Below are 26,770 nucleotides of genomic sequence, written 5' to 3' on the forward strand. Positions count from 1 at the left end.
TTCATACATCCTGCGCACATATCAAAAGCACTTGTCCAGAATATCCGGATCAAGTCCTTTTCTTCCCGTTACAAATCCAATTCCAAAGTACAGCACCGCACCTACCATCAGTCCCCACACGACCGCATTTATCCCAGCGATCTTGATAAAATACGTTGCAAATATATATGTTGCGATTGCGCCTACGCTGCTGCACACCGCCGCCTGCTTAGTTCCCTTCTTCCAGAACAGACCTCCCACAAGGGGCCAAAAGAATGTGCATTCAAGTCCGCCAAATGCAAACATATTGAGCATGAAAATTATATCCGGCGGATTGATCGTGAGAACCATCACCACCACGCCGAGCAACATCGTAAGTATCGTGCTCACCAGCTTGACATTCTTGTCGTATTTCTCATTTTTCACCGGATCATCACCCACCACGTAATTCTTCCACAGATCCTTCACTATAGCTGCTGTAGCAAGTATGAGGAGCGAATCCGCTGTCGACATGACTGCTGCCATCGGCGCTGCGAGGAATATCGCTGCTATTCCAGGCGGCATGATCTTCTGTACTATATATGGTATAAAATAATCCGAAGTTGGAAGATTATCAGTATCGACAAGTGCGCCAGCCCATGTTCCTGCAAGATGCATTCCCACGATCACAAAGCTGCATGTGAGAACTCCGATCCACATCGCTCTGTGCATGCTCTTCGTATCCTTAAATCCCATGGCACGCACAGCAGTCTGGGGAAGTCCCAGCGTTCCAAATCCCACAAGCACCCAATAGCTGAGCAGCCCTCCTGGCGTGTATTTTGAGAAAATGTCATCGTACACCTCCGGCAGATTTGTCTGAAGACCGGCATCTATCGCGGCAAGACCGCCCCCGCTCCTTAAGACAAAGAATATAAACAGGAATGTTCCGATACACATTACTATTCCCTGAATCGTGTCAGTTATGACAACCGCACTGAATCCGCCAATAGCTGTGTACAATATCACGACTGTGCCAAATATCAAAAGTGAAGTCACATGATCCATTCCCGTTATGGATGCTATAAGTGTGGCCCCGCCTGTAAACTGGCTTATCATCTGTGCTACGAAGAAAACTATAAGTCCAAGGCTCGTGATGACCACCAGCGCATCGCTCTTGTATCTCGCCTTGAAGTAGCCCACCACTGTCACAGCGCCCGTTCGTCTGGACACTATCGCAAGCTTATTTCCAAGTACACCTAGTACCAGAAATGTGACCGGGACCTGGATAGCAGCTATCCACGCCTGTGCATATCCATATGTAAGACCTGCTGCACCCGGCCCTAATATAAATGAACTTGCGGAAGTGTATGTCGCCATGATCGTCATAGCTAGGACGATTCCGTTCATATTTCTTCCGCCTATGAAATACTTCTTCTCGGACGTTGTGTGCAGACTTTTCTCCGCCCTTCTGCTATAGACAAAGCTCACCACAATATTGAATAACAGATATCCGAGAAAAACCGATAAGATCAATATCTGATTACTGTTCATTTTCACCCTCACTCTCATCCTCTTCATATTGGAAATCTACAAACACAAACTTAAGCAGCCAGAATACACCGATTACCGCAAGCACCACTGTTCCAAGCACCGAGACCACAAACCACGCCGGCATATGGAACACCGTCCACCCGGTGCCATTTAGCAGGAACGCGGTTAGCACATGCCATAAAAAACATATAAATACCACAAGCAGCGTCGCTTTGATCTCTTTTATGCACTGCCTGTGCTGTTCTTCCTTTGTCAGTTTCATCATAATAATATATCCCCTTATATTTCATAAATACATCGAACAATGCTCATTATATCACGCTGATCAGTTTTTTCATAGTTGCCCCGACAGCCACCCAAATCCTGTGCATATACAAACTCTGTATTATTGTCTGCACAAAAAAACTGGCGCACAGACGTTTCGTCCATACACCAGCTATTTATAGTTTACTGTATACCGATTTATGTTATGCTATTTTATCTTTTACATTTTCCAATTCATATAACGTATCCGGATCAATATCCAGACATTTTGATGTATCCCTCGTTCCTGTCACATCCCATGCCAAAGTTCCATTCAAAATTGTACATGAATTCAAAAAGAAATCTTTGTCTCTAAGCGGTTCAAACACTTTCTTATCCAGTAGTGGTTTTGCGTCATAACATACAATTTTGCCATCCTCAAAATACACATATACTGTATAATCATCAAATGGAACCACTTGCACTATATCATATATCATGCCAATTCCCCCTCTCTGTATAGTATATAAATTTTTAAATCAATGGATTTATTCTGTTTAATGGCAAACCATCCTTCGATAATTCCCAATTCTGCATTAACTCATCTTGATGAATTACGCACCATGCAAGTATGAGCTTTAACTGCCTTGAAGGCAATGCACCTTTTATAACCCGTGCTTCATTTATATCTATTATAGCTTTATTTCCGTTATATTCTGCATGAAAATGTGGCGGATTATGATCATCATAATACATAGTTATTCTGATTCCATAAAACAGTGATATTTCTGGCATACTATCAACCTCCAATTATTATTGATAATATTATACTATATCATTCCAAGGCTATTCAATAACTATCATTACTATATCAAAAGATAACTTAAGTAAATTTAGTCTTCTCTAGTTATTTTTTCCTAACCATATTGGCACAATCACTTATAAATTTGAATACAAAAAGCGCCAGCACATAAACCTTGGGATATATCCAATATTAAGCGGACATACCACCAGCGTAAATGCGCCAGCGTCTTATTTACTCTATATACATTTTAATTCAGATCTTTATACATTGATCTCCGCAGTAACACCGAGGATATCCTTGTTCTCATCGAGGATAGGCTGAATGACCTCTGCAAGGAACTCTCTTGTCTGCTCAGGAGCACGACCTACGAAGTTCTTTGGCTCAAGGATAGATACGATCTCCTCCTTTGTCATACCAAAATCAGGGTCTGCTGCGATACGGTCAACGAGATCATTCTCTCTTCCGTACTTCTTGACCTGCTCACCAGCAAGCATTGAGTACTCTCTGATCTTCTCATGAAGCTCCTGACGGTTGCCGCCACGCTTAACAGCATCCATCATGATATTCTCTGTTGCCATGAATGGAATCTCCTTCATGAAGCACTGATAGATAACCTTGTCATATACCACAAGACCATCAACAACGTTCAGGTACAGATCAAGGATTCCATCAACTGCGAGGAATGCCTCTGGAACTGAGATACGCTTATTTGCTGAGTCATCCAGTGTTCTCTCAAACCACTGTGTTGCGGCTGTGATAGCAGGATTGAGCGCGTCGCACATTACATAATTGGCAAGTGATGCGATTCTCTCACTTCTCATTGGATTTCTCTTGTATGCCATAGCTGATGAACCGATCTGGTTCTTCTCAAATGGCTCCTCTATCTGCTTTAAGTGCTGGAGAAGTCTGATATCATTTGAGAACTTGTGTGCACTCTGTGCGATGCCTGAGAGCACATTAAGAACTCTTGAGTCGACCTTTCTTGAATATGTCTGGCCTGATACAGGATAGCACTCAGCAAATCCCATCTTCTCAGCGATCTTTCCATCTATCTTTCTCACTGTCTCGTGATCTCCTCCGAAGAGCTCAAGGAAACTTGCCTGTGTTCCAGTTGTTCCCTTTGATCCGAGAAGCTTCTGCTGGCTGATCATGTACTCTATATCAGAGAGGTCAAGGAGCAGCTCCTGCATCCAGAGTGTTGCACGCTTGCCGACTGTCGTTGGCTGTGCAGGCTGGAAATGTGTAAATGCAAGAGTTGGGAGATCCTTGTACTGATCTGCGAACTTTGCCAGCTCATTTATAACATTGATGAGTTTCTTTCTGACAAGCTTTAATGCCTCTGTCATAACGATAACATCTGTGTTATCGCCTACATAGCAGCTTGTTGCTCCAAGGTGGATTATTCCTGCTGCCTTAGGGCACTGAACACCGTATGCATATACGTGGCTCATTACGTCGTGACGAACCAGCTTTTCTCTCTCTCTGGCAACATCATAGTTGATGTCATCAGCGTGAGCCTTGAGCTCCTCGATCTGCTCATCTGTGATTCTTGGATTGCCGTTCTCGTCCTTGAGACCAAGCTCCTTCTCTGTCTCAGCAAGAGCTATCCACAGCTTTCTCCATGTCTTAAACTTCATATCAGGTGAGAAAATATACTGCATTTCCTTACTAGCGTATCTTTCACACAGTGGGCTTTCGTACTTGTCCTTACTCATGTCTTTACCTCTTTCTTCCTGTAGTCTCCCGCATCTGCCAGCTGACAAATGCTTTTATATCTTATCACACAACTATTATACATGGGTTTCAGATTATTTCCATGCTTTTTTTGCATAAACCAGAAATTCGGAATCAATATCTGCTTTTCCGCTGATATGATTCCGAATTTTTACTTTATTGTCTTCCGACAAGTGCGCACTTTCGTGCGCTATCACCAGGACTCCTCCCGCTTATGCGGGCCCCTCCTCATATCTTGTCTTCCGACAAGTGCGCACTTTCGTGCGCTATCACCAGGACTCCTCCCGCTTATGCGGGTCCCTCCTCATATCTTGTCTTGCGACAAGTGCGCACTTTCGTGCGCTATCACCAGGACTCCTCCCGCTTACGCGGGCCCCTCCTCATGATATAATATGAGACTCCGAGCCTCTCTTGAAATCCTCGTGGTCACCTCTGATGTCCTCTGTAGGCGGTTTCATAGGATATTGGCCGCTGAAGCATCCATGGCAGTACTGTCTTCCGCCTGAGAGCTCCGGAAGTCTCTCCATCTTCAGGTACGCCAGAGAGTCGGCGCCTATGATCTTGCATATATCATCTACAGACCTGTTGTATGCTATGAGCTGTTCTCTGTCCGGAATGTCAGTTCCAAAGTAGCATGGATACAGGAATGGAGGTGAACTGATCCTTACATGGACCTCTGTCGCTCCTGCCTCCCTGAGCATGCCAACTATTCTGTCACTCGTAGTTCCACGAACTATAGAGTCATCTATCATTATGACACGCTTGCCATTTACAGCCTCCTTAAGGACGTTCAGCTTAACACGCACGCTGGACTCTCTCTGGCTCTGCTGTGGCTTTATGAATGTTCTTCCCACATATCCATTCTTGACAAATGCCGTTCCATATGGAATACCCGATTCAAGTGAATAGCCCATGGCCGCTGCATTTCCCGATTCAGGAACGCCAACTACCACATCAGCGTCAACCGGGCTGTCCTTTGCAAGGCATCTTCCGGCTGTGATACGCGAATCGTACACAGACATTCCATCTATGACTGAATCAAGTCTCGCAAAGTATATATACTCAAATATACATCTTGCATGCTGCTCCTGGCACATGTTCTTGTACGACTGGATTCCATACTCAGGTGATATGGTTACAACCTCTCCAGGCTCCACATCCCTGACAAATTCGGCACCTATTGTATCGAGCGCACAGCTCTCAGATGCCAGTATGTATGCGTTATCACGCTTTCCTATACAAAGCGGTCTGAAACCAAATGGATCTCTGGCTCCAATAAGCTTTCTAGGACTCATGATGACAAGTGAATATGATCCCCTTACTTTCTTGAGAGCTCTAGTGACAGCCTCCTCAACGGAACCGCACTTAACTCTCTCCCTGGCTATATGGTAAGCTATTACCTCAGAATCAATTGTAGTCTGGAATATAGCGCCTGTGAGTTCCAGCTCACGTCTAAGCTCAGGAGCATTTACCAGATTGCCGTTGTGTGCAAGTCCCAGAGTTCCCTTTACATAATTGAGAACCAGTGGCTGTGCATTCTCTATAGTGCTGGCACCGGCTGTTGAATATCTCACATGACCCACGCCGATATTTCCCTTTAGCTTGCTCAGTGAATCAGGTGTGTACACCTCATTCACAAGACCCATGCCCTTTAAGGAGCTGACCTTGCCCTTAGGACCGGCAGTGTCTGACACCGCTATACCGCAGCTCTCCTGCCCACGGTGCTGCAATGCAAACAGACCATAATAGATCGTGTTCGCCACATCATTTCCATCGAAATCATAGATACCGAAGACTCCGCACTCCTCGTGCATCTCGTCCTCGTCATAATAATGGGATCTTAAACATTCGTTCATAAATATATGCCTCTCATGTTATATTATTGTAACTGTCACGGCCACATAATTCTCATCGTATGTCTGGTAACAGTCATATCTTTCACCACATAAAACTTTATCTGTTTTACCACAACATGTCAACAGATAAATTCTATCATTTTTAGGATTATACCCCACTTTTTTCATGCATTTTCACCAACAGCAGTATATTTCGCAAGTATTTATCTATTTAAACTTGAGAAAATCCACATCTCTCTGTCACAACCTCGCCTCACCGGTCGCGCTGTGCTTCTCTCCTGACACGGCAGGTTACCACATAGTCCTTCCGGCTTCCACCTGGAATTGAAAAAAGCCCAAAAGATACAAATTTTACGTACTTTGTATCTTTTGAGCTTTTATACCACTCTCTACTCCACTGCGTATCCCTTTGCCTTTATGAGATCCACCATCTTGTATACATACTTCTCACACAGCTCATCTGTGGCTGCCTCGACCATAACTCTGATGACAGGCTCTGTACCGCTCTGTCTGAGAAGAAGTCTTCCGTCGTCTCCAAGCTCTGCTGCTATCTCATCGTTCAGTTTCAACACATCAGCATCGTTCATGACTGCATCCTTGCTTGAAACCTTGACATTCACAAGGAGCTGTGGATATATCGTCAGGCTGTTGAACAGCTCTGAGAGCTTAACCTTACGTCCAAGAATCGTCTCCATGATCATCAGCGAGGTGAGGACTCCGTCACCTGTTGTTGCATATTTAGAGAAAATGATATGACCTGACTGCTCACCGCCGATGGAATGTCCGTGCTCCATCATATTCTCGAACACATACTTGTCGCCGACTGCTGTCTTCTCATAGTTGATGCCCTTCTTGTCAAGTGCCTTGTAAAGTCCAAGATTGGACATAATAGTTGTAACGATCGTATTGTTGTTCAGCTCACCCTTATCCTTCAGGTAACGGCCACAGACATAGAGGATCTTGTCTCCGTCCACGATCTCACCCTTGTCGTCCACTGCAAGACATCTGTCCGCATCACCATCAAATGCAAATCCCACATCAAGTCCCTTCTCCTTGACAAATGCCTGAAGCTTCTCAATGTGTGTTGAACCACAGTCCGTGTTGATATTTGTTCCATTTGGCTCATTGTTGATGACATATGTCTTTGCTCCGAGGGCGTCATACACTGACTTTGCAACCAGATATGATGCACCATTTGCACAGTCAAGACCAATCCTCATACCCTTGAAAGGTCTGGTTGGGATCGTGAGCAGATAGCCTATATATCTGTTTCTTCCCATGGTGTAGTCAGTGGTCTTACCGATGTTCTCTCTCTTTGCAAATGGTATCTCGCCGAGCTCACCGTCTATATACTGCTCGATCTCGTTCTCGATGGCTGCCTCAAGCTTGTAGCCCTGGCCGTTGATCACCTTGATACCATTGTCATAATATGGGTTGTGGCTGGCTGAGATCATGATACCGCAGTCAAAATCACCTGTACGGACAATATAAGATACACTAGGTGTAGGAGTTACATGCATCAGATATACATCTGCTCCGCTGGCTGTAAGTCCTGCAACCAGTGAATACTCGAACATGTAGCTTGAAAGTCTCGTATCCTTTCCGATGACAACGTGTGCCTTTCCATCCTCATGCTGCTTGCCATAGTAATAACCAAGGTATCTTCCAACCTTATATGCATGCTCCACAGTAAGGTCAACATTTGCCTCGCCTCTGAATCCATCTGTTCCAAAATATTTACCCATTGTAAAATCCTCGATTCTATTATTCTATAACCTCATCCTGCTCGCTTTCCTGAACGACCAGAAGATCTATCGCTCTCCTGTGGATGTGTATCTTGGTCTCCTTATATTCTCCGCCGAACTCACCGTCACATGTCCATGCAACCGGATCCTCTGCATCGAACTTGACCCTGTGAGCCCTGAATGAAACCATACTCCTCTCATTCACATCTCCCGTAAGAAGCGCCCTGACAACTCTCTCCAGATCAGCTGGCGTCTTCATTGTCCTTATCAGTATGCCCTCAAAAAGTCCGTCATCGAACTCAACGCCTTTTCGGGTTATACTCTTAAATCCTCCAACGGATATCGAGTTGGACACCATACCGAATATGAACTCGCCTTCCTGCTCGTCCCCGTCTATCGTAACCTTCATCTTGTAAGATGGTACATTTGCCAGACTTTTTATCCCCTGCAATACATATGCCGCATGCCCAAATATATTCTTCATATTCTGCGGCGTTGCATATGATGTATCTGAGAACATTCCAAAAGCTGCGACATAAACAAAGTTCTTGTCGTTCAGACTTCCTATATCTATGGAGAACGGCTCTGCCTTCACTATCATCTCAGCCGCCTCAACCGTCTCTCTCGGTATGTCCATGCTCCTTGCAAAGTCATTGGTGGAGCCACACGGAATATATCCAAGTGGAACCTTTATCCCGCTCTTCATATATCCTGTAACTGTGTTGCCCAGGGTTCCGTCGCCCCCCGCACATACGATCACATCGTAGTTTGCGCCTTCCTCCTGAACAATTCTCTCTGCGTCATCTGCCGATTTCGTAAGATATGTCCTGACCGCGTAATCGTTGTTGCAGAACACTTCCAGCACATCCACCAAAGAATTCTTCAGAGTAGTCCTACCCGCTTTGGGATTCATGATGAACAGCATATTCTTCATACTTTCAATAACACAACCTTTCCCTTTGATACTGCTTATTTACTTGTGATCCTCCTTGTACTTCATGTACAGATCATACCCCTTCTTGCGGAGCTTGCATGATGGACAATGTCCGCAGCCCTCGCCCTTGATGCCATTGTAACATGTGAGTGTCATATCTCTGATGACATCCAGTCCACCCAGCTCATCAGCCATCTTCCATGTCTCCATCTTATCGATCCACATCAATGGTGTTATTATATCAAACTCGTAGTCCATTGCAAGATTTAGTGTTGTATTTAACGATTTGATAAATATATCCCTGCAGTCAGGGTATCCTGAGAAGTCACTCTGGGACACTCCTGTTATTATATCAGATATTCCTCTCTGTTTGGCAAATATTGCTACAAATGTAAGAAATACCATGTTCCTTCCGTCTACAAATGAGTTCGGTGTACCCTCATCAGGTGCATTTTCATCAACCTTCATGTCCGTTCTTGTCAGAGAATTTGGCGCAAGCTGGTTGAGAAGACCCATGTCAAGTATGTGGTGCTCCACTCCGAACTTGTCTGCGATCTCCTTTGCACACTCAAGCTCCAACGCATGTCTCTGTCCATAGTCAAATGATACCGCATACACCTTCTTGTACTTCTTGAGTGCCCACAACAGACACGTTGTGCTGTCCTGTCCGCCGCTGAATACTACAACTGCCTCATCCTTATTCTTCAAATTCTGCATGATCTCATCCTCCATATATAATCAAATATGATATTCCGGACCGCATTATAACGCTCCCGGATAAACAAATTCATCATTATCAATTCAGTGTGCCTATGACTATCTTCCCGCATTGTACATCATCAGCATCTTGTTCTGCAGAGCTGTATCGCTCTCAAATCGTCCCCTGAGAGTGGTCGTCATGGTCTTGCTTCCCGGCTTCTTGATGCCTCTCGCCGTCATACAACTGTGATGTGCCTCTATCATAACCGCCACGTCATCGGTTCCCGCAGCCTTGGATATGACGTAGGCTATGTCCGAGCCTATCCTCTCCTGAAGCTGAAGTCTCTTTGCAACCATATCCGCGATCCGCGCTATCTTAGAAAGTCCGAGCACTCTTCCATTTGGAATGTATGCGACTGAGACCTTCATGTCATACATGAGCGCCATGTGATGCTCACAGTAGCTGAACACCTCTATATCCTTGACAAACACCATGTCGCCTGCCTGTCTTGCCACTCCGTCCTCAGCAAATGTCTTGCCGAACATCTCAGCCAGCTCGTCGTTGGTGTAGTTCATTCCCTCAAATACTTCCTCGTACATGCGCGCGACCCTGTCAGGAGTCTCTACAAGTCCCTCTCTGTCAGGATCATCGCCAAGGGCAATCAATATTCCTCTTACATGCTCCTTTATAGCCTCTTTATCTATCGCCATCTTATACACCTCTTTCTTCCGGATCCCAAATGAACTTGTGAAGCTGTAACTGAAGCTTCACATCATTCATATCGTTCTCGATCATAAAATCCACTATATCCGCAGGATCTATACTGCCATACACAGGACTGATGAATACTCTCGTCTTCTCATCCAGCGCATACTCCTGAACTATCTCAAGACACTTCTCCAGATCTTCCTGTGAACCGACCACAAATTTCACCGAATCATTCTTGTCTATATAGTTATAATTTGCAAGGCACATGTCACTTTCCATGCCGCTGGATGGACATTTGTAATCCAGCGTGTATGACACATTCCCTCCAAGAGCCTTGAACTCTGCTATATCCACACTTCCGTTCGTCTCGATCTCAACCCTTATATCGTCCTCCAACTCAAATGCAAGGAGGAGCTTATCTATATCCTTCTGTATCAGCGGCTCCCCGCCTGTCAGGGTGACGTTCTTCACCTCTGTCCTTCTGACATAATCGATGATCTCATCCTCGGTCAGCTCCTCATACGGAACGCCTGCCTCATTTGCCCACTTGGTATCGCAGTAACCGCAATCAAGATTACAGCCCGCAAATCTTATGAATACGGCAAGCTCTCCGGCTCTCGCGGCCTCCCCGTTGATACTTATAAATCTCTCTACAATTCTGTACGTACTCACGTCTATATTTCCTTTCTCCCAGTGTATATTGTATATCGTCTCACATCTGACAGATCTTGAGACCAGTCAGTTTCTCACCGGGATCCTATTGTTTATATTACTCGCAATAAGACGCCACATTATTCGGTGTCTCATACACACTTGCCTCTATGACCTTATAGCCTCGGCTGGTCATCTCATCATATATATACTTTGCAAAATTCTCTGCCGTAGGTCTGAAGTCTACCTTTACAATTCTCAGATTCTCTGCAATCAGGGCGTCCTCCGTTGCCTGTCTTAGGCTTCCTGTCTCCATGATAAGGCTGTGATCAAAGTAATCTGCAATCTCTCTCAGATCCTTCTTAAGATTTGAGAAATCTACCACCATTCCCCTGTTCTGTGTATCGTGCTCAAGCGTTTCCGCTCCGACCTCTATCTCCACCGTCCATCTGTGTCCGTGGATATTGCTGCATTTGCCCTCATAATCTTTCAAAAAATGGGCGCTGTCAAAACTTGCCTTTGTCTTTAACTTATACATAACTCCTCCTATAAGCATCCAACTGTTCACCACAAAAAAAGACCAGAATAGGACATTCTGATCTTCTTCTGTCCTAGTTTTGTTTAGTGACAGGATGGTACTAATGAACTGTCAATCTATTATGTTGTGTTCTGATCTATTTGTCAGTTTCTCTCAGATCTTAGATGTTAAGGAATCCCTTAACCTCTGCAAGCATATCCTCCTTGTCACATACTGTGTCGTGGAGAACCTTTGCTGATCTGATATCCTCTATAGCCTGAGGTACCTTTACACCTGAGAGCTTCTCAAGCTCGTCGACAAGCTCAAAGTCTGTCTTGGAATCATACTCAGGGTCTATAGCGTTCATAACGCTTCTTGTGAACTTGTATGGGCTTGCTGTTGACGCGATGACTGTAGGTGTCTTATCTCCTGTCTCTGCCACATACTTTTCATATACTGTAGCTGCAACTGCTGTATGTGTATCGATGATATAATCATCTGACTCATATACCTTTTTGATGGTAGCTGCGGTCTCTGCCTCTGTTGCATATCCACCATAGAACTCAGCAAGCTTTGCCTTCATATCGTCTGTGATGGTGTACACTCCATCTGTTGTGAGTTCTTTCATAAGCTCCGAGTTCTTCTCAGCATCATTTCCGGCGATCTTGTATATCAGTCTCTCAAGGTTGCTTGAAATGAGGATATCCATCGATGGTGATGTTGTGAGTATGAACTCTCTGTTTCTATCGTATGTTCCTGTCTGGAAGAAATCAAACAGAACCTTGTTGTCATTTGATGCGCAGATGAACTTTGCGATTGGAAGTCCCATCTCCTTGGCATAGTATGCTGCAAGGATATTACCAAAGTTACCTGTTGGAACGTCCACGTTGATCTTGTCGCCTGCCTTGATGGTTCCGTCTGCAACAAGTCTTGTGTAAGCGTATACATAGTATACCATCTGAGGGACAAGACGTCCGATGTTGATTGAGTTTGCTGATGAAAACTGATATCCCTTCTCATCCATGTACTTTGCAAGCTCTGCATCTGAGAACATCTTCTTTACGCCAGTCTGAGCGTCATCGAAGTTTCCTGTGATACCTACAACAAATGTATTATCTCCCTTCTGGGTAACCATCTGCTTCTCCTGAATAGGGCTTACACCGTGCTTTGGATAGAACACGATTATCTTTGTTCCAGGAACATCTGCAAATCCTGCAAGGGCAGCCTTACATGTATCACCTGATGTTGCTGTGAGGATGACAATCTCATTCTTTACGCCATTCTTCTTTGCTGATGTTGTGAGAAGATATGGAAGGATTGAAAGTGCCATATCCTTGAATGCTATTGTTGATCCATGGAAAAGCTCAAGATAATATGCTCCTGCCTTATTCACAAGTGGTGCTATAACCGGTGTATCAAACTTTGAATCATATGCTGAATCTATACAATGCTTAAGCTCAGCCTCTGTGAAGTCTGTGAACATAAGCTTCATAACCTCGTATGCAACCTGCTGATAGTTCATCTTTGCAAGGTCTTCCAGAGACACATCAAGTGCTGGTATAGAATCTGGTACAAAAAGGCCCCCCTCATTAGCAAGTCCCTTAAGTATAGCCTGTGATGCTGTTGCTGTCTCATTTGCATTTCTTGTGCTTCTGTAGATAAGTTCCATTTGCCAATCTCCTTAATAAATATATTTAAACATTTCGTTATGTACTAAACTCAGGAATCACCTGTATTCTTACAAATAATCGTGTGCATTATAACACAGCATTTTATAAAAAACAAGCTATAGCCCTCCTCATTCGTGCGACTTTCCCAATACTTATATCACTGCATTTAAAAACCCGCCTTACGGCGGGTCTTTAATATATCTGTATATAATTTCTGATTTTTATTACTTTACATATACATCATAGTAGCCTGTTGCGAAGTTGAGAGCTGCCTGATGATTTGAGAAGTAGATGTCAAGGTGATTACCGTTGATCGCTCCACCTCTGTCCTGTACTGTGTATGTGTGACCATCCACGATGAGCTCTGTACCAAATGCAAAGTTGCTTGGTGCTGCACATGTAACACCCTCAACCGCAGGAGCACCTGAAGCTGTTGTCGGGTTATCCATGTTGCTGTACTCTCCACAGCAGATTGGGCATGGACAATATGCCGTAATCCAGAATGTTCCGAGATATGTACCTGATGTCTCACCATTCACCCACATAACCTTGTCATCAGGAAGTCCGTCTGTTGACTTCTCTGTTGATGGATCAACTGATATCTGATCGTCAGGAAGTCCTGCTGCTGACTTATCCTTATCCTTAACCTTCATCTGTGTGGTAGGCTCTGACTTTGTTGTGTCTGCTGCCTGCTGTGCAGCCTCTGTTGCACGAGCCTCTGTTGTGCTCTCCTGAACTCCACCGCTTATGGCTGAAGTCTTCTTAGCTGTCTTCTTGCTTGAGAGGGCTACTGAACCAGTCTTGTTGACATCTGACAGAGTACCATCTGCCAGTGCAACTGATGATGTTGCCTCTCCATAGTCTGCTGTGTTGTCTGCGTATAATGTATTACCTGCTGCTGCGATCGACACTCCCTTGCCCTTGGATGAAACCATGCTGTCATCTGATGCGATAACTGCGTATGATGAAAATCCAACTGCCAGGAGTACTGCTCCTATGCTAATCTTCTTTACGTTTCTTTTCAGTGATGTCTTCATTAGTTTCTGTGATTTCATACGTGATGAATCTGAAAACTTTTGCATAACCTTTTCTCCTTAATTTCTTTACGGTTTCAGAATTGTTACAAAACCGTTAAAATTTAACTCATGACGCTATTATAATCTCTGTCAAAAGAAAGGTCAAGCAAAGTGGCTATTTTTGTAAATCATGCACAATCCGCATAAAATCTTTAATTCCGTTAATGTAAACATGCAACATTTTAAAACGCTATTTTTGTGCATGTTTCACATTTTAGTACCGTAACATTTTTGAAACAAATCAGCATCTTGTATATTTTTACTTTAGAGTTTTTAATAAATTCTTTGTTTTCTGTTACATTTTTTTGTTTTTATGTTAACTCACAATGACTTTTTCAGGTGCGCTGTCAGCCCATCTACAGAGCAGTTCCTCAAGCTCCTCGTAAGTCTCAACCTGGTTCACATTGCTCCTGAGCCTTGCCGAATCATACATTCCGACTGAGTACCATGCCACGTGCTTTCTCATCTCATGGATACCTGTGTACTCACCCTTGAACTCAACCATGAGTCTCGCATGTCTCAGCATCATATCCTTCACTTCATATATGTCAGGCTTGTCCGGCAGCTCGCCATGCTCGTAGTAGTATTTCATATCGCGGAATATCCACGGGTTGCCCCTCGCACCTCTTCCTATCATAAAGCCGTCACAGTTCGTCTGCGCCCTCATGTCTATGATGTCCTGAGGAGTGTTTATATCGCCATTGCCAATGATCGGGATGATGCACGCCTCCTTCACCCTGGCTATGACGCTCCAGTCCGCATGTCCCTGATAATACTGCTGCCTTGTCCTTCCGTGCACCGCCACAGCGGCAGCCCCGCTCTCCTGGGCTATATGTGCTATCTCAGGCGCATTTATATGCTCTGAATCAAATCCGCTTCTTATCTTGATGGTCAGCGGTATACTTATAGCTTTTGCCATGGCCTCGACTATCCTTCCAACAAGAACCGGATCCTTCATCAGCGCAGATCCCTCTCCATTGTTGACCACCTTCGGCACAGGGCAGCCCATATTTACATCTATGAATGAATAACCGTTGCTCTCTATCCTCTTTGCCATCTCCGCCATGATCTCAGGATCAGAGCCAAAGAGCTGCAGCCCAAATGGCTTCTCCCGCTCATCCATAGCCAGAAGCGGCTTCGTGTTCTTATTTTTATAATATATTGCCTTGGCGCTCACCATCTCGCTGTACAGGATATCACAGCCCTGTTCCTTGCATAAAAGACGAAATGGCTGGTCACATACACCAGCCATCGGCGCCAGGATCAATTTATCTCTGAAATCCATAAATTTCTCCATTGCTTCTATAATAATATATAATTTGCAAAATTCGACTTATTTCTGCTTGTCCATGATAAGTCTGAGTCCGTGAAGTGTGAGATCCGGATCATACACATCTATGCAGTCCGTGTTCTCATATATCATCTTTCCAAGTCCGCCGGTAGCCACGACCTTCATGTTGTCGTATCCTGACTCCTTGCGCATTCTCTTCACTATATACTCTGTCTGGCCAATATAGCCCATGCACACACCGGCCTGCATACTGGATATCGTGTCCTTGCACAGTATCGTCTCAGGCACCTTTATCTCTATCTCAGGAAGCTTGGCGGTTCCCGTCCACAGAGCATTTGCAATAAGCCTTATACCCGGCGATGTGACCTCAGCCTCAAACACGCCATCGGCATTGATGAGGTCGTACGTTGTGGCAGTTCCAAAGTCCACCGTGAGAACCGGTCCGCCATACATGTGATAAGCCGCAACTGCGTCAACTATTCTGTCAGCTCCAAGCTGCTTCGGGTTTGGCAGCGCTATATTGATCCCCGTCTTTATTCCCGGCTCAACTATGAGTGGTGTTATTCCAAAATATTTCTTTATGCCATTCACCAGGGAATGCATGATTTTCGGAACAACCGAAGCGATTATAACTTCATCTATAACATCAGTTGACAACTGTCTCATTCTGAGCCAGTCGCACAGAAATACTCCGTACTCATCCGATGTTCTCGATATCCCGGTGGTCATCCTGAAGGTCTTCTCCAGGCGTTCTCCGTCAAACAGTCCTATCGTAATATTTGTATTTCCAGCATCAATAGCAAATAACATGCCCCTTTTTCCTTCCTGATCTTCCAATTATTTTATATCATTCATTTACAAGACTGTTAATGTCAACACCCTGTATAAATATCTTATAGAACAGCTCCAGACTCTGGAACAGCTCCTTCTTTTCATTCTGCAGCTTCTTGACCTTGAGTCCGCATCCTATGTCGTCAAATAACAGGTCATCCTCAAGTGCCCTCGTCTGTATCTTCAGATTGCCGGCGTCGTCAAACACCAACATAAATATTCCTCCGACCTCCTGTGTAAACGCTCCACACATGGCGTGAAGCTCGTCCTTTATCTCATCAGGAAGCTTTGAAAATTCCTTGTTCAGATAAAACTTCTGATTATATATCGAGCTGGCGCACAGAACAAGCTCGCCATCCTCCGTCCTGGTTGAAATCTCCATAACCGCTCCTATCCTATAACGTCCGCCATATCGTACATTCCTGCAGGCTTGCCCTTGAGGAACTTTCCTGCCTCAACAGCACCCTTTGCAAATACTGACTTGGAATATGCAGTGTGCTTGAACTCTATAACCTCATCAATACCTGCAAATATCACCTCATGCTCTCCAACTATAGTGCCGCCTCTGACAGCAGAGATTCCGAGCTCCTTCTTATCTCTCTTCTTTCTCACCTGGCTTCTGTCGTACACATACTCATACTGCTCATTGCATGCCTCATTGATTGAATCAGCAAGAGCAAGAGCTGTTCCGGATGGAGCATCCACCTTCTGGTTGTGATGCTTCTCAACTATCTCTATATCATATCCGGCTGGTGAGAATACCTTCGCAGCATCCTTCAGAAGCTTCATGAGTGTATTGATTCCCAGTGACATGTTCGCTGACTTGAGTATGGCAACCTTTGCACTGCACTCCTTTACCTTTGCAAGCTGCTCATCTGAGAGACCTGTTGTACAGAGAACTATAGGAGTCTGTGTCCTCACACCGTAATCGAGGAGCTTGTCAACAGCTACAGCCGCTGCAAAATCTATGATGACATCAGCCTCGACATCGCAGGCATCTATATCTGTAAATACCGGATATCCGTTATCCCTGTTGTCCACAACATCTATTCCCGCTACGATCTCGGCATCAGGATCGCTTGCAACGATACCTGTTATTACCTGTCCCATCTTTCCATTGCAACCATGCATTATGATCTTTACCATATCTGTCTATCCTCCATATATATAAGCTTTGTCATTTGTTGTCGTCTTTTGTGTGGTCTATGCACGCTGACATGCGCATATATTTCAACATGTACTCCATTTTACACATTTGCTGTCCATTGTGCAACGTTTATATCCACCTCGGCAAATAAAAATGTCTGCAGCCAGTTGAGACCGCAGACATCTGTATTGTTTCTATGATAATTACAGTCCTAGAGAACTCCGTACTCTTCCATTGCCTTCTTGAGCTTCTCCACGTTCTGTGGCTCCATCTCAGTGAGCGGCATTCTCATTGTTCCATCACACATACCAAGAAGCTCTACAGCCTTCTTGACAGGTATTGGATTGACCTCGCAGAACAGTGCGTTGCAGAGGTCGATGGTCTTAAGCTGAAGATCAAGGCTTCCCTGAACATCTCCGTCAAGATATTTCTGAACCATATCGTGTACGTCCTCAGGGATTATATTGGCTGTTACTGAGATAACTCCCTTTCCGCCAAGTGAGAGAAGAGGTACAACCTGATCGTCATTTCCTGAGTAGATATCTATGCATCCCTTTGAAAGACTTGCAAGCTTTACGACCTGGCTTATATTGCCTGAAGCTTCCTTGATACCGACAATGTTCTCAACGTTCTGTGCAAGATATACTGCTGTCTCCGGCTGGATATTGCAGCCTGTACGTGATGGCACATTGTAAAGGATTATAGGCACATTTACTGAATTTGCAACGGCTGTGAAGTGTGCGATGAGGCCCTTCTGTGTAGCCTTGTTGTAGTATGGTGTAACCACGAGCAGACCGTCCACTCCGTAGCTCTCTGCCTCTGTTGAGAGATATATTGCTGTTGCAGTACAGTTTGAACCTGTTCCTGCTATTACCTTTATTCTGTGATCAGCGAACTCTACACACTTCTTCACGCACTCAAGATGCTCCTCGTGTGACAGTGTTGAAGCCTCGCCTGTTGTTCCGCAGATAACTATGGCATCCGTCTTGTGTGCTACATGAAACTCCACGAGCTCCTTGAGCTTATCATAATCCACATCTCCATTTTCAAGAAATGGTGTTACAAGTGCAACTGCTGAACCGGTAAAAATTGACATATTGTCGTCCTCCTTAAAAATAAATAGTCGATACAATATAGCATAAAAATGGGCTGGCAAAAAGCCAACCCATAAAAACATCTCATTCTTACAAGTAGCTCTCCATCCTCAGATGACAGTCATACAGTTCTTAACTGCACAACCAGCAACAGATCCTGTGGAATATCCATCACTTCGGCGGTCTTCCCTTTCGTCAGGCATCTTCTGCATCCACATGCATCAGCCTGCTTAATCATTAATCCCGCGCCTCTACTATATTGTATTCAGTTTAATCTTAGATAGTGCTACTATATCACCGCATCCAGACCATGTCAACCATATATTTTACTGCATGCTTCACAAGGATTCCTCCCACTGACATGGGCCCCTCCTTATGAAATGTTGTGCAGGCGCATTCCTATGCGCTTTGCGCGGCGCCTGCGTGCTTCACAAGGATTCTTCCCACTGACGTGGGTCCCTCCTTATGAAATATCATTCAAGACATTCCATCTTGCTCACAGACACCTCGTATGCCACCTTGCTGATCACCTGGTCATTGTCGATACGCTTCTGATACTCCCTGCTCTGGATCCTTCCCCAGATGGCCACATGCTCTCCTACCTGGAGCTTTCCGGCAAATCTCGCATTTCTGCCCCAGCAGATACATGGTATGTAATCGCTCTTGCCGTATGCTCTGTTGACCGCCAGCAGCACATCCGCGATCTCCCTTCCAAGGGGCGTCATCCTGTACACAGGTGCCTTACATATGTAACCGTCAAGATAGATCTGATTTGGTCTGTTCTCCTCCTCAGCATCATCCTCGTCGATGGTCTCGATCTCTCTCACAAACACAGACAGTATAAGGCGGTTTCTGGTCTCCTCATGCTTGTTGTATGATCTGAACTGTCCCTTTGCCATGATGCGCTCCCCTATGTGGGATTCGTTCACATCGAACAGTCTGTCAGACACCATGAGCGGAATAGTATCGTAAGCATCGCTGAGTCTGCTGACGATGAGATCCACCATATAGAAGCCCTCGCCAAATATCTCGTGGCTGAACACGAACTCTGATGCTATCTCTCCTGCCACCACTACCTGATTGTTGTTTAATGTTTTTTCAGTCATATTTTCTCCCTCCGTTATAACAAACTTTTGCATACTTTAAAAGTTATGCCACGCAGTACAAAAATATGCTGTCTTGTTTAATCTAGTTTTGTCGGTCTCTCTTTCGCTGTCTCATTACCTCATACGACAAAAGAGTCGCCGATATTGCAGCGTTCAGCGATTCGACTTTGCCCTCCATCGGAATCCTGAGAAGTCTGTCGGCTCTGCACGCCACCTCATCCGTCAGGCCATTTCCCTCATTTCCTATGAGGAACGCCACCCTGTCCGGGAATCCTATGTCGTAGAGATCGTCGCCGTCCAGATGTGCTCCGTACACCACAACGCCTGACCGTCTCAGCTCCTCCACGGTCCCGGGCAGGTCATCGCACATGACAAATGGCACCCTGAATATGGCACCCATCGTCGATCTGACTACCTTCGGATTGTACGGATCGCATGAACCTTTTCCTATAAGCACGGCGGTCACACCTGCTGCCTCTGCGCTTCTGAATATAGTTCCCATATTTCCGGGATCCTGGAGCGTATCCAGCACAAGAAATGTCTCTCTGTCATTCCTGCCGAGCACGGAATCAAGCTGATAATGCATGCATTTCACCACAGCCATACACCCCTGTGGAGTCTTGGTCTGTGACACCCCTGCGAACACTCCGTCGCTGAGTATCCAGGTATTCCTGCCATCAAGCACACCCATGCTCTTGAATTCATCCCTGTATTCCTTAAGCGCACTCTCCGACAGATACACCTCCTGAACATTCTGAAGCGGAAGCTCCCTGAACATGCGTATCCCCTCGACCACGAACACGTCTCTGTCCTTTCTGAGCTTTGCATCCTTGTTCAGCTTATTAAGTTCTTTTATCCTCGGATTACTGTTTGCTGTAATTACTTCCACTTTTTTCTCCTTTTGCGGTATTTCTGTCACACTTTTCTGAGCAATACCCTGTCTTTGCCGTATTCCATCTGGAGCGCGTACACCACGCCGGAATTCTCATCCACACAGAATCCCCGGCCCATATTCTTCGCCTGTCTGGACTTCTTGAGCTGCACGTACACCGGACATGTGCCCTTGTACTCCTCAAGGATCGACATAAATGCAGACTCGTTCTTCATGTATTCGTCCACATCATCGAACAATACCCAGAGCTGGCTGTTGCTCTGAACAGGCTTCTGTCTGTTATTCCATGGCTTCCCCGACTGAAAGCTCTTGCCACCTTCTGCCTCCTCAAAGCTTATCATATCCGACAATATGAGCTTGTTTTCCTTCTCACCGAGATTCGCCCTGCCCCTGACAAACACTCTGGAATCCACCAGAAGTCTGTCCCTGAACTTCTCGAAATCCCTCGGGAATACTATAACCTCAACCTGTCCAACCAGATCCTCTATCGTCACATACGCCATATTCTGATTGTTCTTGGTGAGCTTCACCGTCACCCTTGATATGAGTCCGCCGATGACATACATTGCATTGTCCTGAAGCTTCTGTCCATCTCCGTCACCCTGATCCCGGCTCATCTCATCGTCATCCTCGGTGTCCACCACGAAATCCGTCGCCTGAGCCGTGCATGTTCTCTGCATAAGCTCGATATATTTGCCAAGCGGATGTCCCGATATATACACTCCGAGCACAGACTTCTCAAGCGCCAGCTTCTCCTGATCCGAATACTCCTCCACATCAGGGTAAGGTACAAGATTGCTCTGCACAAAATCGTCTCCCATCAGGTCAAACAGAGACATCTGCCCGGACTCCCTGCTCTTTCTCTCCCTTGCTGCTTCCTCCGCTATGGCCGGAAGAGCCATCATCATCTGCTTTCTGTTTGCTCCCATATCATCAAATGCACCGCTGAGTATCAGAGCTTCCACAGTTTTCTTATTTGTATCCTTTGAAGGCATCCTTGTGAGGAAATTCCTGAGATCCTTAAACGGTCCATTCTTGGTTCTCTCCGCCTCTATCCTGTCGACAACAGCGCCTCCGACACTCTTGATACCGGAGAGGCCGTATCTTATCTTGCCGTTGCTTATGGAGAACTTTGCCACTCCCTCATTTATATCCGGAGGGAGCACCTCAACACCCATCTGCTTGCACACGCTTATATACTTTGCAACCTTGCCATTGTTGTCAATTACCGATGACATCAGCGCAGCCATGAACTCCACCGGATAGTAATACTTCAGGTACGCTGTCTGCGCCGCAAGTACCGCATATGCCACGGAGTGGGACTTGTTAAATGCGTACTCCGCGAACTTCATCATCTCGTCAAATATCTTATTTGCCACGGTCTCCGAGATTCCATTTGCCACACATCCCGGAACATTGAGCTCCTTGTTGCCGTACACAAAGTTATGACGCTCCTTCTCCATCTCCTCAGGCTTCTTCTTCGCCATGGCTCGGCGCACAAGGTCACTTCTTCCCAGCGTATAGCCCGCCAGCTTCATAACGATCTGCATTACCTGCTCCTGGTAAATGATACATCCGTAAGTCGGCTCAAGTATCTCCTCAAGCTCAGGGGTATCATAGTGAACCAGCTCACGGTTCTCCTTGCCCCTGATGTAGTCGTCTATGAACTGCATAGGACCCGGTCTAAACAGAGCAACACCGGCAATTACATCGTCCAGACTCTGCGGCTTCAGCTTCATCATGAAGTTTCTCATGCCCTCACTTTCGAGCTGGAACATACCCTCGGTCTTTCCCTGTCCCATGAGTCCAAGTATATTCGGATCATCGTAATCTATATTGTCTATGTCTATATCCTTGCCTGTTGTCTGCTTGACCAGCTTGACTGTATCCTGCACAACAGTCGCCGTACGGAGTCCCAGGAAGTCCATCTTGAGCATTCCCAGATGCTCCACCGTGTTCTTCTCAAACTGGGTTACCACCGCGCCCTCGGCTCCGACTGACAAAGGCGCGTACTCCTCTATGGCTTCACGGCCTATAACCACTCCCGCCGCATGCATTCCTGCATTTCTAGGGAGTCCCTCAAGCTTTCTGGCTATATCCACAAGCTTCTTGATCTCGTCCGAGCCCTCGTACATATCCCTGAAATCCTTGCTCGTCTTGAGTGCTATATCTATAGTCATATCCTTCTCTGCAGGTATTGCCTTTGCAAGGGAATCACACACCGCATACGGGAGATCCATGGCTCTTCCAACGTCTCTTATGACGTTTCTTGCGCCCATGGTCTGATATGCTATTATCTGTGTCACGCACTCCTCGCCATATTTCCTTACACAGTAGTCGATAACCTCCTGACGTCTGATATAACAGAAATCTATATCAATATCCGGCATGGATACTCGCTCCGGGTTCAGGAATCTCTCGAAGAGAAGGTTGTACTGCAAAGGCTCAATTGTCGTTATATCCAGACAGTAAGCAACCACACTGCCAACCGCCGAACCTCTTCCAGGTCCAACTGCGATTCCCTGCGATTTTGCAAAATGAATGAAATCCCACACTATCAGGAAATAATCCACAAATCCCATGCTCTTTATGACAGACAGCTCATAATCTATTCTCTGTCTGACCTCGTAGCCGTGGGTTCCCTCGGCCATCTTACCGGACTCCTCATATGTAAGTCCGTACTTTTTCTCCATACCCTCATATACCAGATGATCCAGATATTCCTCCGCGGTATATCCCTCCGGCACATCGAATCTCGGAACCTTCTGCTCGCCAAATACGATATTCACATTACACCGCTCTGCGATCTTATGTGTATTCTCCAGAGCCTCCAGGGCATATGGGAACAGCTCAGCCATCTCCTCCTTTGATTTGAGGTAGAACTGACCTCCATCATAGCGCATTCTGTTCTCGTCCTGAACCTTGTGGTTAGTCTGTATACACAGGAGAACATCATGTGCCTCCCAGTCCTCGGCATAGATGTAGTGCGAATCATTTGTCACGACCATAGGGATACCCAGTTCCTTTGACAGACGCATGATCCCCGCATTCACAGTTGCCTGCTCAGGTATTCCGTGATCCTGCATCTCCAGAAAATAGTTTTCCTCGCCAAATATATTCCTGTATCTTATCGCAGTCTCCTTCGCACCGTCATAGTCGCCCTTTCTGAGCTTTGTCGCAACCTCACCGGCAAGACAGGCGCTGAGCGCTATAATTCCCTCATGGTACTTCTCCAGCACCTCCATATCGACCCTCGGCTTATAGTAAAAGCCCTCGGTAAATCCTCTGGTCACGATCTTGGACAGATTGTGATATCCCAGATCATTCTCCGCCAGAAGGACGAGGTGATAATATCTGTCATCACCCTTTCCAACTTCCCTGTCAAATCGTGATCCCGGACTGACATACACCTCACATCCGAGAATAGGTTTTATCCCCTCTCTGAGACAAGTCTCATAGAACTCTATAACACCGTACATGACGCCGTGATCCGTTATTGCGAGGGAATCATATCCCAGTTCCTTTGCCCTGCGCACAAGTCCGTCTATCTTCGCCGCACCGTCCAGCAGACTGTAGCCTGTATGCACATGCAGATGTGTAAACTCCATATGTCTCCTCCTTATTTGTTATGCAGTATCTCCCGCCTTATATAGTCAAATGTATAATCTTCGCCCTTCTCAGCCAGAGTCGTTAGCATGTCCTCCAGCAGATCCGCCGATTCAGGGTGCAGATGATGTCTGGATCTGCCCCTCAGATAATACTCAAGCGGAAATGAATCCGTATACTTATCACCATTATAATTCTTGCTGGCAGCCACCCTGTCGCAGAACATCTCCACAACGTACTTCTCCGGCATGCGCATTCCCACCAGCTCCACACAGTTCCTGTCAACACTGTAGTCTACCCAGTATTCCAGATGGTGCTTGTTTCTTCCCTTGTGGTGCAGCCATGCGCTTGAATACCCCTTGCTCTCGCGCTCCGCATCATTCGGGCTTCTTGTTCCCTGATAATACTTTGCCCCGACTGAGAACTCAGTCCACGAATACTTTGACAGATCGTGCACAAGCCCCTGCCAGTATAATCCGCACTTAAAGCAGTTATGCATGACCATTCTCTTATGTCTGTTTATGGTTTTCAAATGTCTGTACCATTTTGGAGCATCCATATCATCCCGTCCTTTCCCACTGAGTACAAAAGGCTGCCGCAAAAACTTTTGCAGGCAGCCTTCCTCAATATTGAAGCCGAAAAAGGGACTCGAACCCTCGACCCACGCATTACGAATGCGTTGCTCTACCAACTGAGCTATTTCGGCATCTATAAATTACTACCATACGCTATCGGTTAGAAACACCAGATACCATATAGCGGTATATTTACCAATCCTTTATCGACAAACATGTCATCTGTAGATATCCTCACTGAAGTCTGATTGTCATATCTCTGTTTGAATACTCTGGAGCTCTGGGCCTTGGTGTGCGGACTTGTCTGAACATCCACTGGAATGACCTCTCCATCGCCCTCATACACGAAATCAACCTTCGCTGTGGCCGATGAGATCCAGAAATACAGATCACCGATACTCCTGTTCACATACAGCTCTGCAAGAGCGTACTGCTCTGCTATAACTCCATCCATCATATCAAGAACATTATCTGTGTCAATATCCTGAACCAGAATACCAGCCATGACCCTGAGCAGACCATGATCAAGATGATACAGCTCAAATGACTTGTCATCCTTCTGGTTTGCCAGAGGAAGCACTCCATTCCTGACTCTGTACACCTGACGCACAACGCCCATCCTGACGATCTGATCAACTGACGCCTCGTACTCCCTGGCACGGGCCTTCGGATCAACGTATCCATACATGAACTTCTTGTTCTCCTTGGTAAGCTGAACCGGAATACTGTTCCATATCGCCATGACCTTGGTAAGATATCTCTTCGGAGTGGAGTTTATCAGATATTCAGTAGTTCTGTCAAGTATAGACTTCAAAACCACATCAACTCTTCTGAGATCTCCTGTCTTATAATATTCATCCACCGCCTCCGGCATTCCTCCGGTCACGAAGAAAGTCTCAAGCATTGTCTGGACGCTGTCCCTGACCTCATCCGGCATCGGTGTGATCTTCTGGTTCTCTATAAATGCACAGAGCTTTCTGCCCTTTCCCGCTTTCAGAAATTCCTCAAAGTTCATAGGCATCATCTCATATACGCATATGTCATCCTGGCACTCTTCCTCTCCCGGGATTGGTCCACAGGATGTCGCAATGACACAGATCCTGCAGTCAGTATTATATCTGCTGTACTCAACAAGGTTGCCGAGCAGTCCCACACAGTTCTGCGCATTGTCAAATATAAGAAGCTTATCCTTGAAATCATACTTGTCAAGCGACGTTGTAAGCTTGGCATGAAGCTTCTCCGGTCTCCTCTCCTTTGCTGCATATGCGGCAAAGTCCGGATACTTGTCCATATCTATTATTATATGATCCTCAAAAAATCCCATGGCAAAATCAGCCACAGCCCATGTCTTGCCAACAAACTTGCCACCACGGACAACTGCAATCTTATCCGCTCCGGTCTCATACCATGTTGCAAGGTCATTCATAACATTTCTAAACAAGCATCTCACCTCGATTCGACCACTTTTTCCAAATCTATTATAGGATACCACTAAAAATTTGCAATGTAAATAGTTAAACCCATATCATTGCACTCTCTGATTTTTTATCACTTTATACTATTCATACAGGAATTTTTCCCTGAAATACGTCTTAAGTGCTGGTTCATCGATATCCATATACTTCATCACAACCTCATACAGGAACTCCTTATAATATTCCCAGTCTTTTCCCGACATATCCAGCTCCTGCACATCCTCATAGAATATCTCTCCAAGCTTATTACGAAGTCTTATAGTCGCTACATATAAGTTGATATTACCATTTGCATTCTCTGACTTCACCACATCCACCGTCATGTCTCCATACTTCAGATGGGTCTCTCCACGCATGATCCTTACTTCCTTCTCAATGCGCAAAAGGCATTTCTCCTCAACCATATCCCGCAGGAAATACCCACGATTTTCAAAGAGATATTTCTTTATGGACATGAGAATGATCTCATTCTGAGAATAACCGGTATAATCAGATAATCTCTCCAAATCCCTCGCCATTCTGGAATCCATTCTCAAAGGCTTGCTCGTGAGCTCTCTCTTGTTAAGTCCCGGCATAATATGCTCCCTTTCTCTATCCCTATGGGG

General features: G+C 45.6%; 25 protein-coding genes, 1 tRNA gene and 1 riboswitch. All 26 genes read right to left on the reverse strand.

The genetic code is table 11. The features are described 5' to 3' along the window. Positions 1-21: 21 nt before the first annotated feature. The 26 genes from panF to CCU_RS01355 all read right to left on the reverse strand — a co-directional run bounded on the left by panF (position 22) and on the right by CCU_RS01355 (position 26,740). Positions 22-1,509 (reverse strand): sodium/pantothenate symporter, encoded by a 1,488-nt coding sequence (gene panF, locus CCU_RS01230; protein ID WP_015533261.1) that lies wholly within the window; start codon positions 1,507-1,509, stop codon positions 22-24. Beyond that, positions 1,499-1,774, reverse strand: a complete 276-nt coding sequence (locus CCU_RS01235) for a YhdT family protein (protein ID WP_004849642.1) — start codon at positions 1,772-1,774, stop codon at positions 1,499-1,501. Before CCU_RS01235 ends, panF begins: the two co-directional genes overlap by 11 nt. Positions 1,775-1,976: 202 nt before the next feature. Further along, a complete protein-coding gene (locus CCU_RS01240) occupies positions 1,977-2,252 on the reverse strand; it encodes a DUF2442 domain-containing protein (protein ID WP_015533262.1) in 276 nt (91 codons plus the stop codon). Between the two features lie 34 nt (positions 2,253-2,286). Continuing rightward, positions 2,287-2,547: a DUF4160 domain-containing protein gene (locus tag CCU_RS01245; RefSeq protein WP_015533263.1), complete on the reverse strand. Its 261-nt coding sequence runs from the start codon at positions 2,545-2,547 to the stop codon at positions 2,287-2,289. Between the two features lie 270 nt (positions 2,548-2,817). Beyond that, complete coding sequence (purB, locus tag CCU_RS01250; protein ID WP_015533264.1) at positions 2,818-4,272, reverse strand: adenylosuccinate lyase; 1,455 nt, start codon at positions 4,270-4,272, stop codon at positions 2,818-2,820. Between the two features lie 399 nt (positions 4,273-4,671). Next, positions 4,672-6,147 carry an amidophosphoribosyltransferase gene (gene purF, locus CCU_RS01255; RefSeq protein ID WP_015533265.1) on the reverse strand — a complete coding sequence of 492 codons (1,476 nt, stop codon included), beginning with the start codon at positions 6,145-6,147 and terminating at the stop codon, positions 4,672-4,674. A gap of 389 nt (positions 6,148-6,536) precedes the next feature. Further along, positions 6,537-7,892 (reverse strand): phosphoglucosamine mutase, encoded by a 1,356-nt coding sequence (gene glmM / locus CCU_RS01260; RefSeq protein WP_015533266.1) that lies wholly within the window; start codon positions 7,890-7,892, stop codon positions 6,537-6,539. A gap of 19 nt (positions 7,893-7,911) precedes the next feature. Further along, positions 7,912-8,826: a diacylglycerol/lipid kinase family protein gene (locus CCU_RS01265; protein WP_015533267.1), complete on the reverse strand. Its 915-nt coding sequence runs from the start codon at positions 8,824-8,826 to the stop codon at positions 7,912-7,914. Positions 8,827-8,865: 39 nt separating this feature from the next. Beyond that, positions 8,866-9,543 (reverse strand): 7-cyano-7-deazaguanine synthase QueC, encoded by a 678-nt coding sequence (gene queC, locus CCU_RS01270; RefSeq protein ID WP_015533268.1) that lies wholly within the window; start codon positions 9,541-9,543, stop codon positions 8,866-8,868. A gap of 99 nt (positions 9,544-9,642) precedes the next feature. Further along, positions 9,643-10,236: a GTP cyclohydrolase I FolE gene (gene folE / locus CCU_RS01275; RefSeq protein ID WP_015533269.1), complete on the reverse strand. Its 594-nt coding sequence runs from the start codon at positions 10,234-10,236 to the stop codon at positions 9,643-9,645. Between the two features lies 1 nt (position 10,237). Continuing rightward, the gene (gene queE / locus CCU_RS01280; protein ID WP_208895890.1) at positions 10,238-10,906 is read right to left on the reverse strand and encodes a putative 7-carboxy-7-deazaguanine synthase QueE; all 669 of its coding nucleotides are present in this window, start codon (positions 10,904-10,906) and stop codon (positions 10,238-10,240) included. 97 nt (positions 10,907-11,003) lie between these two features. Next, complete coding sequence (gene queD, locus CCU_RS01285; protein ID WP_208895891.1) at positions 11,004-11,423, reverse strand: 6-carboxytetrahydropterin synthase QueD; 420 nt, start codon at positions 11,421-11,423, stop codon at positions 11,004-11,006. A 160-nt stretch (positions 11,424-11,583) separates the two neighbouring features. After that, positions 11,584-13,071, reverse strand: a complete 1,488-nt coding sequence (gene thrC / locus CCU_RS01290; protein ID WP_015533271.1) for a threonine synthase — start codon at positions 13,069-13,071, stop codon at positions 11,584-11,586. Between the two features lie 225 nt (positions 13,072-13,296). After that, a complete protein-coding gene (locus tag CCU_RS01295; protein WP_015533272.1) occupies positions 13,297-14,154 on the reverse strand; it encodes a 3D domain-containing protein in 858 nt (285 codons plus the stop codon). Between the two features lie 310 nt (positions 14,155-14,464). Then, on the reverse strand, positions 14,465-15,433 hold the full coding sequence (dusB, locus tag CCU_RS01300; RefSeq protein ID WP_015533273.1) for a tRNA dihydrouridine synthase DusB: 969 nt from the start codon (positions 15,431-15,433) through the stop codon (positions 14,465-14,467). A 48-nt stretch (positions 15,434-15,481) separates the two neighbouring features. Next, complete coding sequence (locus CCU_RS01305; protein WP_015533274.1) at positions 15,482-16,249, reverse strand: type III pantothenate kinase; 768 nt, start codon at positions 16,247-16,249, stop codon at positions 15,482-15,484. Positions 16,250-16,286: 37 nt separating this feature from the next. Continuing rightward, positions 16,287-16,652 carry a DUF6145 family protein gene (locus tag CCU_RS01310; protein ID WP_015533275.1) on the reverse strand — a complete coding sequence of 122 codons (366 nt, stop codon included), beginning with the start codon at positions 16,650-16,652 and terminating at the stop codon, positions 16,287-16,289. An 8-nt stretch (positions 16,653-16,660) separates the two neighbouring features. Further along, positions 16,661-17,416, reverse strand: a complete 756-nt coding sequence (dapB, locus tag CCU_RS01315; protein ID WP_015533276.1) for a 4-hydroxy-tetrahydrodipicolinate reductase — start codon at positions 17,414-17,416, stop codon at positions 16,661-16,663. A gap of 212 nt (positions 17,417-17,628) precedes the next feature. Beyond that, positions 17,629-18,513 carry a 4-hydroxy-tetrahydrodipicolinate synthase gene (gene dapA, locus CCU_RS01320; protein ID WP_015533277.1) on the reverse strand — a complete coding sequence of 295 codons (885 nt, stop codon included), beginning with the start codon at positions 18,511-18,513 and terminating at the stop codon, positions 17,629-17,631. 87 nt (positions 18,514-18,600) lie between these two features. Beyond that, a riboswitch (Lysine riboswitch) is annotated at positions 18,601-18,773 on the reverse strand. A 211-nt stretch (positions 18,774-18,984) separates the two neighbouring features. Continuing rightward, a complete protein-coding gene (locus tag CCU_RS01325) occupies positions 18,985-19,617 on the reverse strand; it encodes a single-stranded DNA-binding protein (RefSeq protein WP_015533280.1) in 633 nt (210 codons plus the stop codon). 82 nt (positions 19,618-19,699) lie between these two features. Then, positions 19,700-20,506 (reverse strand): TrmH family RNA methyltransferase, encoded by an 807-nt coding sequence (locus CCU_RS01330; protein WP_022216600.1) that lies wholly within the window; start codon positions 20,504-20,506, stop codon positions 19,700-19,702. A gap of 26 nt (positions 20,507-20,532) precedes the next feature. Next, positions 20,533-24,117 carry a DNA polymerase III subunit alpha gene (locus CCU_RS01335; RefSeq protein WP_015533281.1) on the reverse strand — a complete coding sequence of 1,195 codons (3,585 nt, stop codon included), beginning with the start codon at positions 24,115-24,117 and terminating at the stop codon, positions 20,533-20,535. Positions 24,118-24,128: 11 nt separating this feature from the next. Continuing rightward, entirely contained in the window at positions 24,129-24,674 is a 546-nt protein-coding gene (locus CCU_RS01340) for a DUF5662 family protein (protein WP_015533282.1), read from the reverse strand. Positions 24,675-24,748: 74 nt separating this feature from the next. Continuing rightward, positions 24,749-24,821, reverse strand: a tRNA-Thr gene (locus CCU_RS01345). 29 nt (positions 24,822-24,850) lie between these two features. Then, positions 24,851-26,131, reverse strand: a complete 1,281-nt coding sequence (locus CCU_RS01350) for a DUF4143 domain-containing protein (protein WP_022216601.1) — start codon at positions 26,129-26,131, stop codon at positions 24,851-24,853. Positions 26,132-26,248: 117 nt separating this feature from the next. Next, positions 26,249-26,740 (reverse strand): hypothetical protein, encoded by a 492-nt coding sequence (locus CCU_RS01355; RefSeq protein ID WP_015533284.1) that lies wholly within the window; start codon positions 26,738-26,740, stop codon positions 26,249-26,251. Positions 26,741-26,770: the final 30 nt, after the last annotated feature.

The organism is Coprococcus sp. ART55/1, from assembly GCF_000210595.1.
Taxonomy (GTDB): Bacteria; Bacillota; Clostridia; order Lachnospirales; family Lachnospiraceae; genus Coprococcus; species Coprococcus aceti.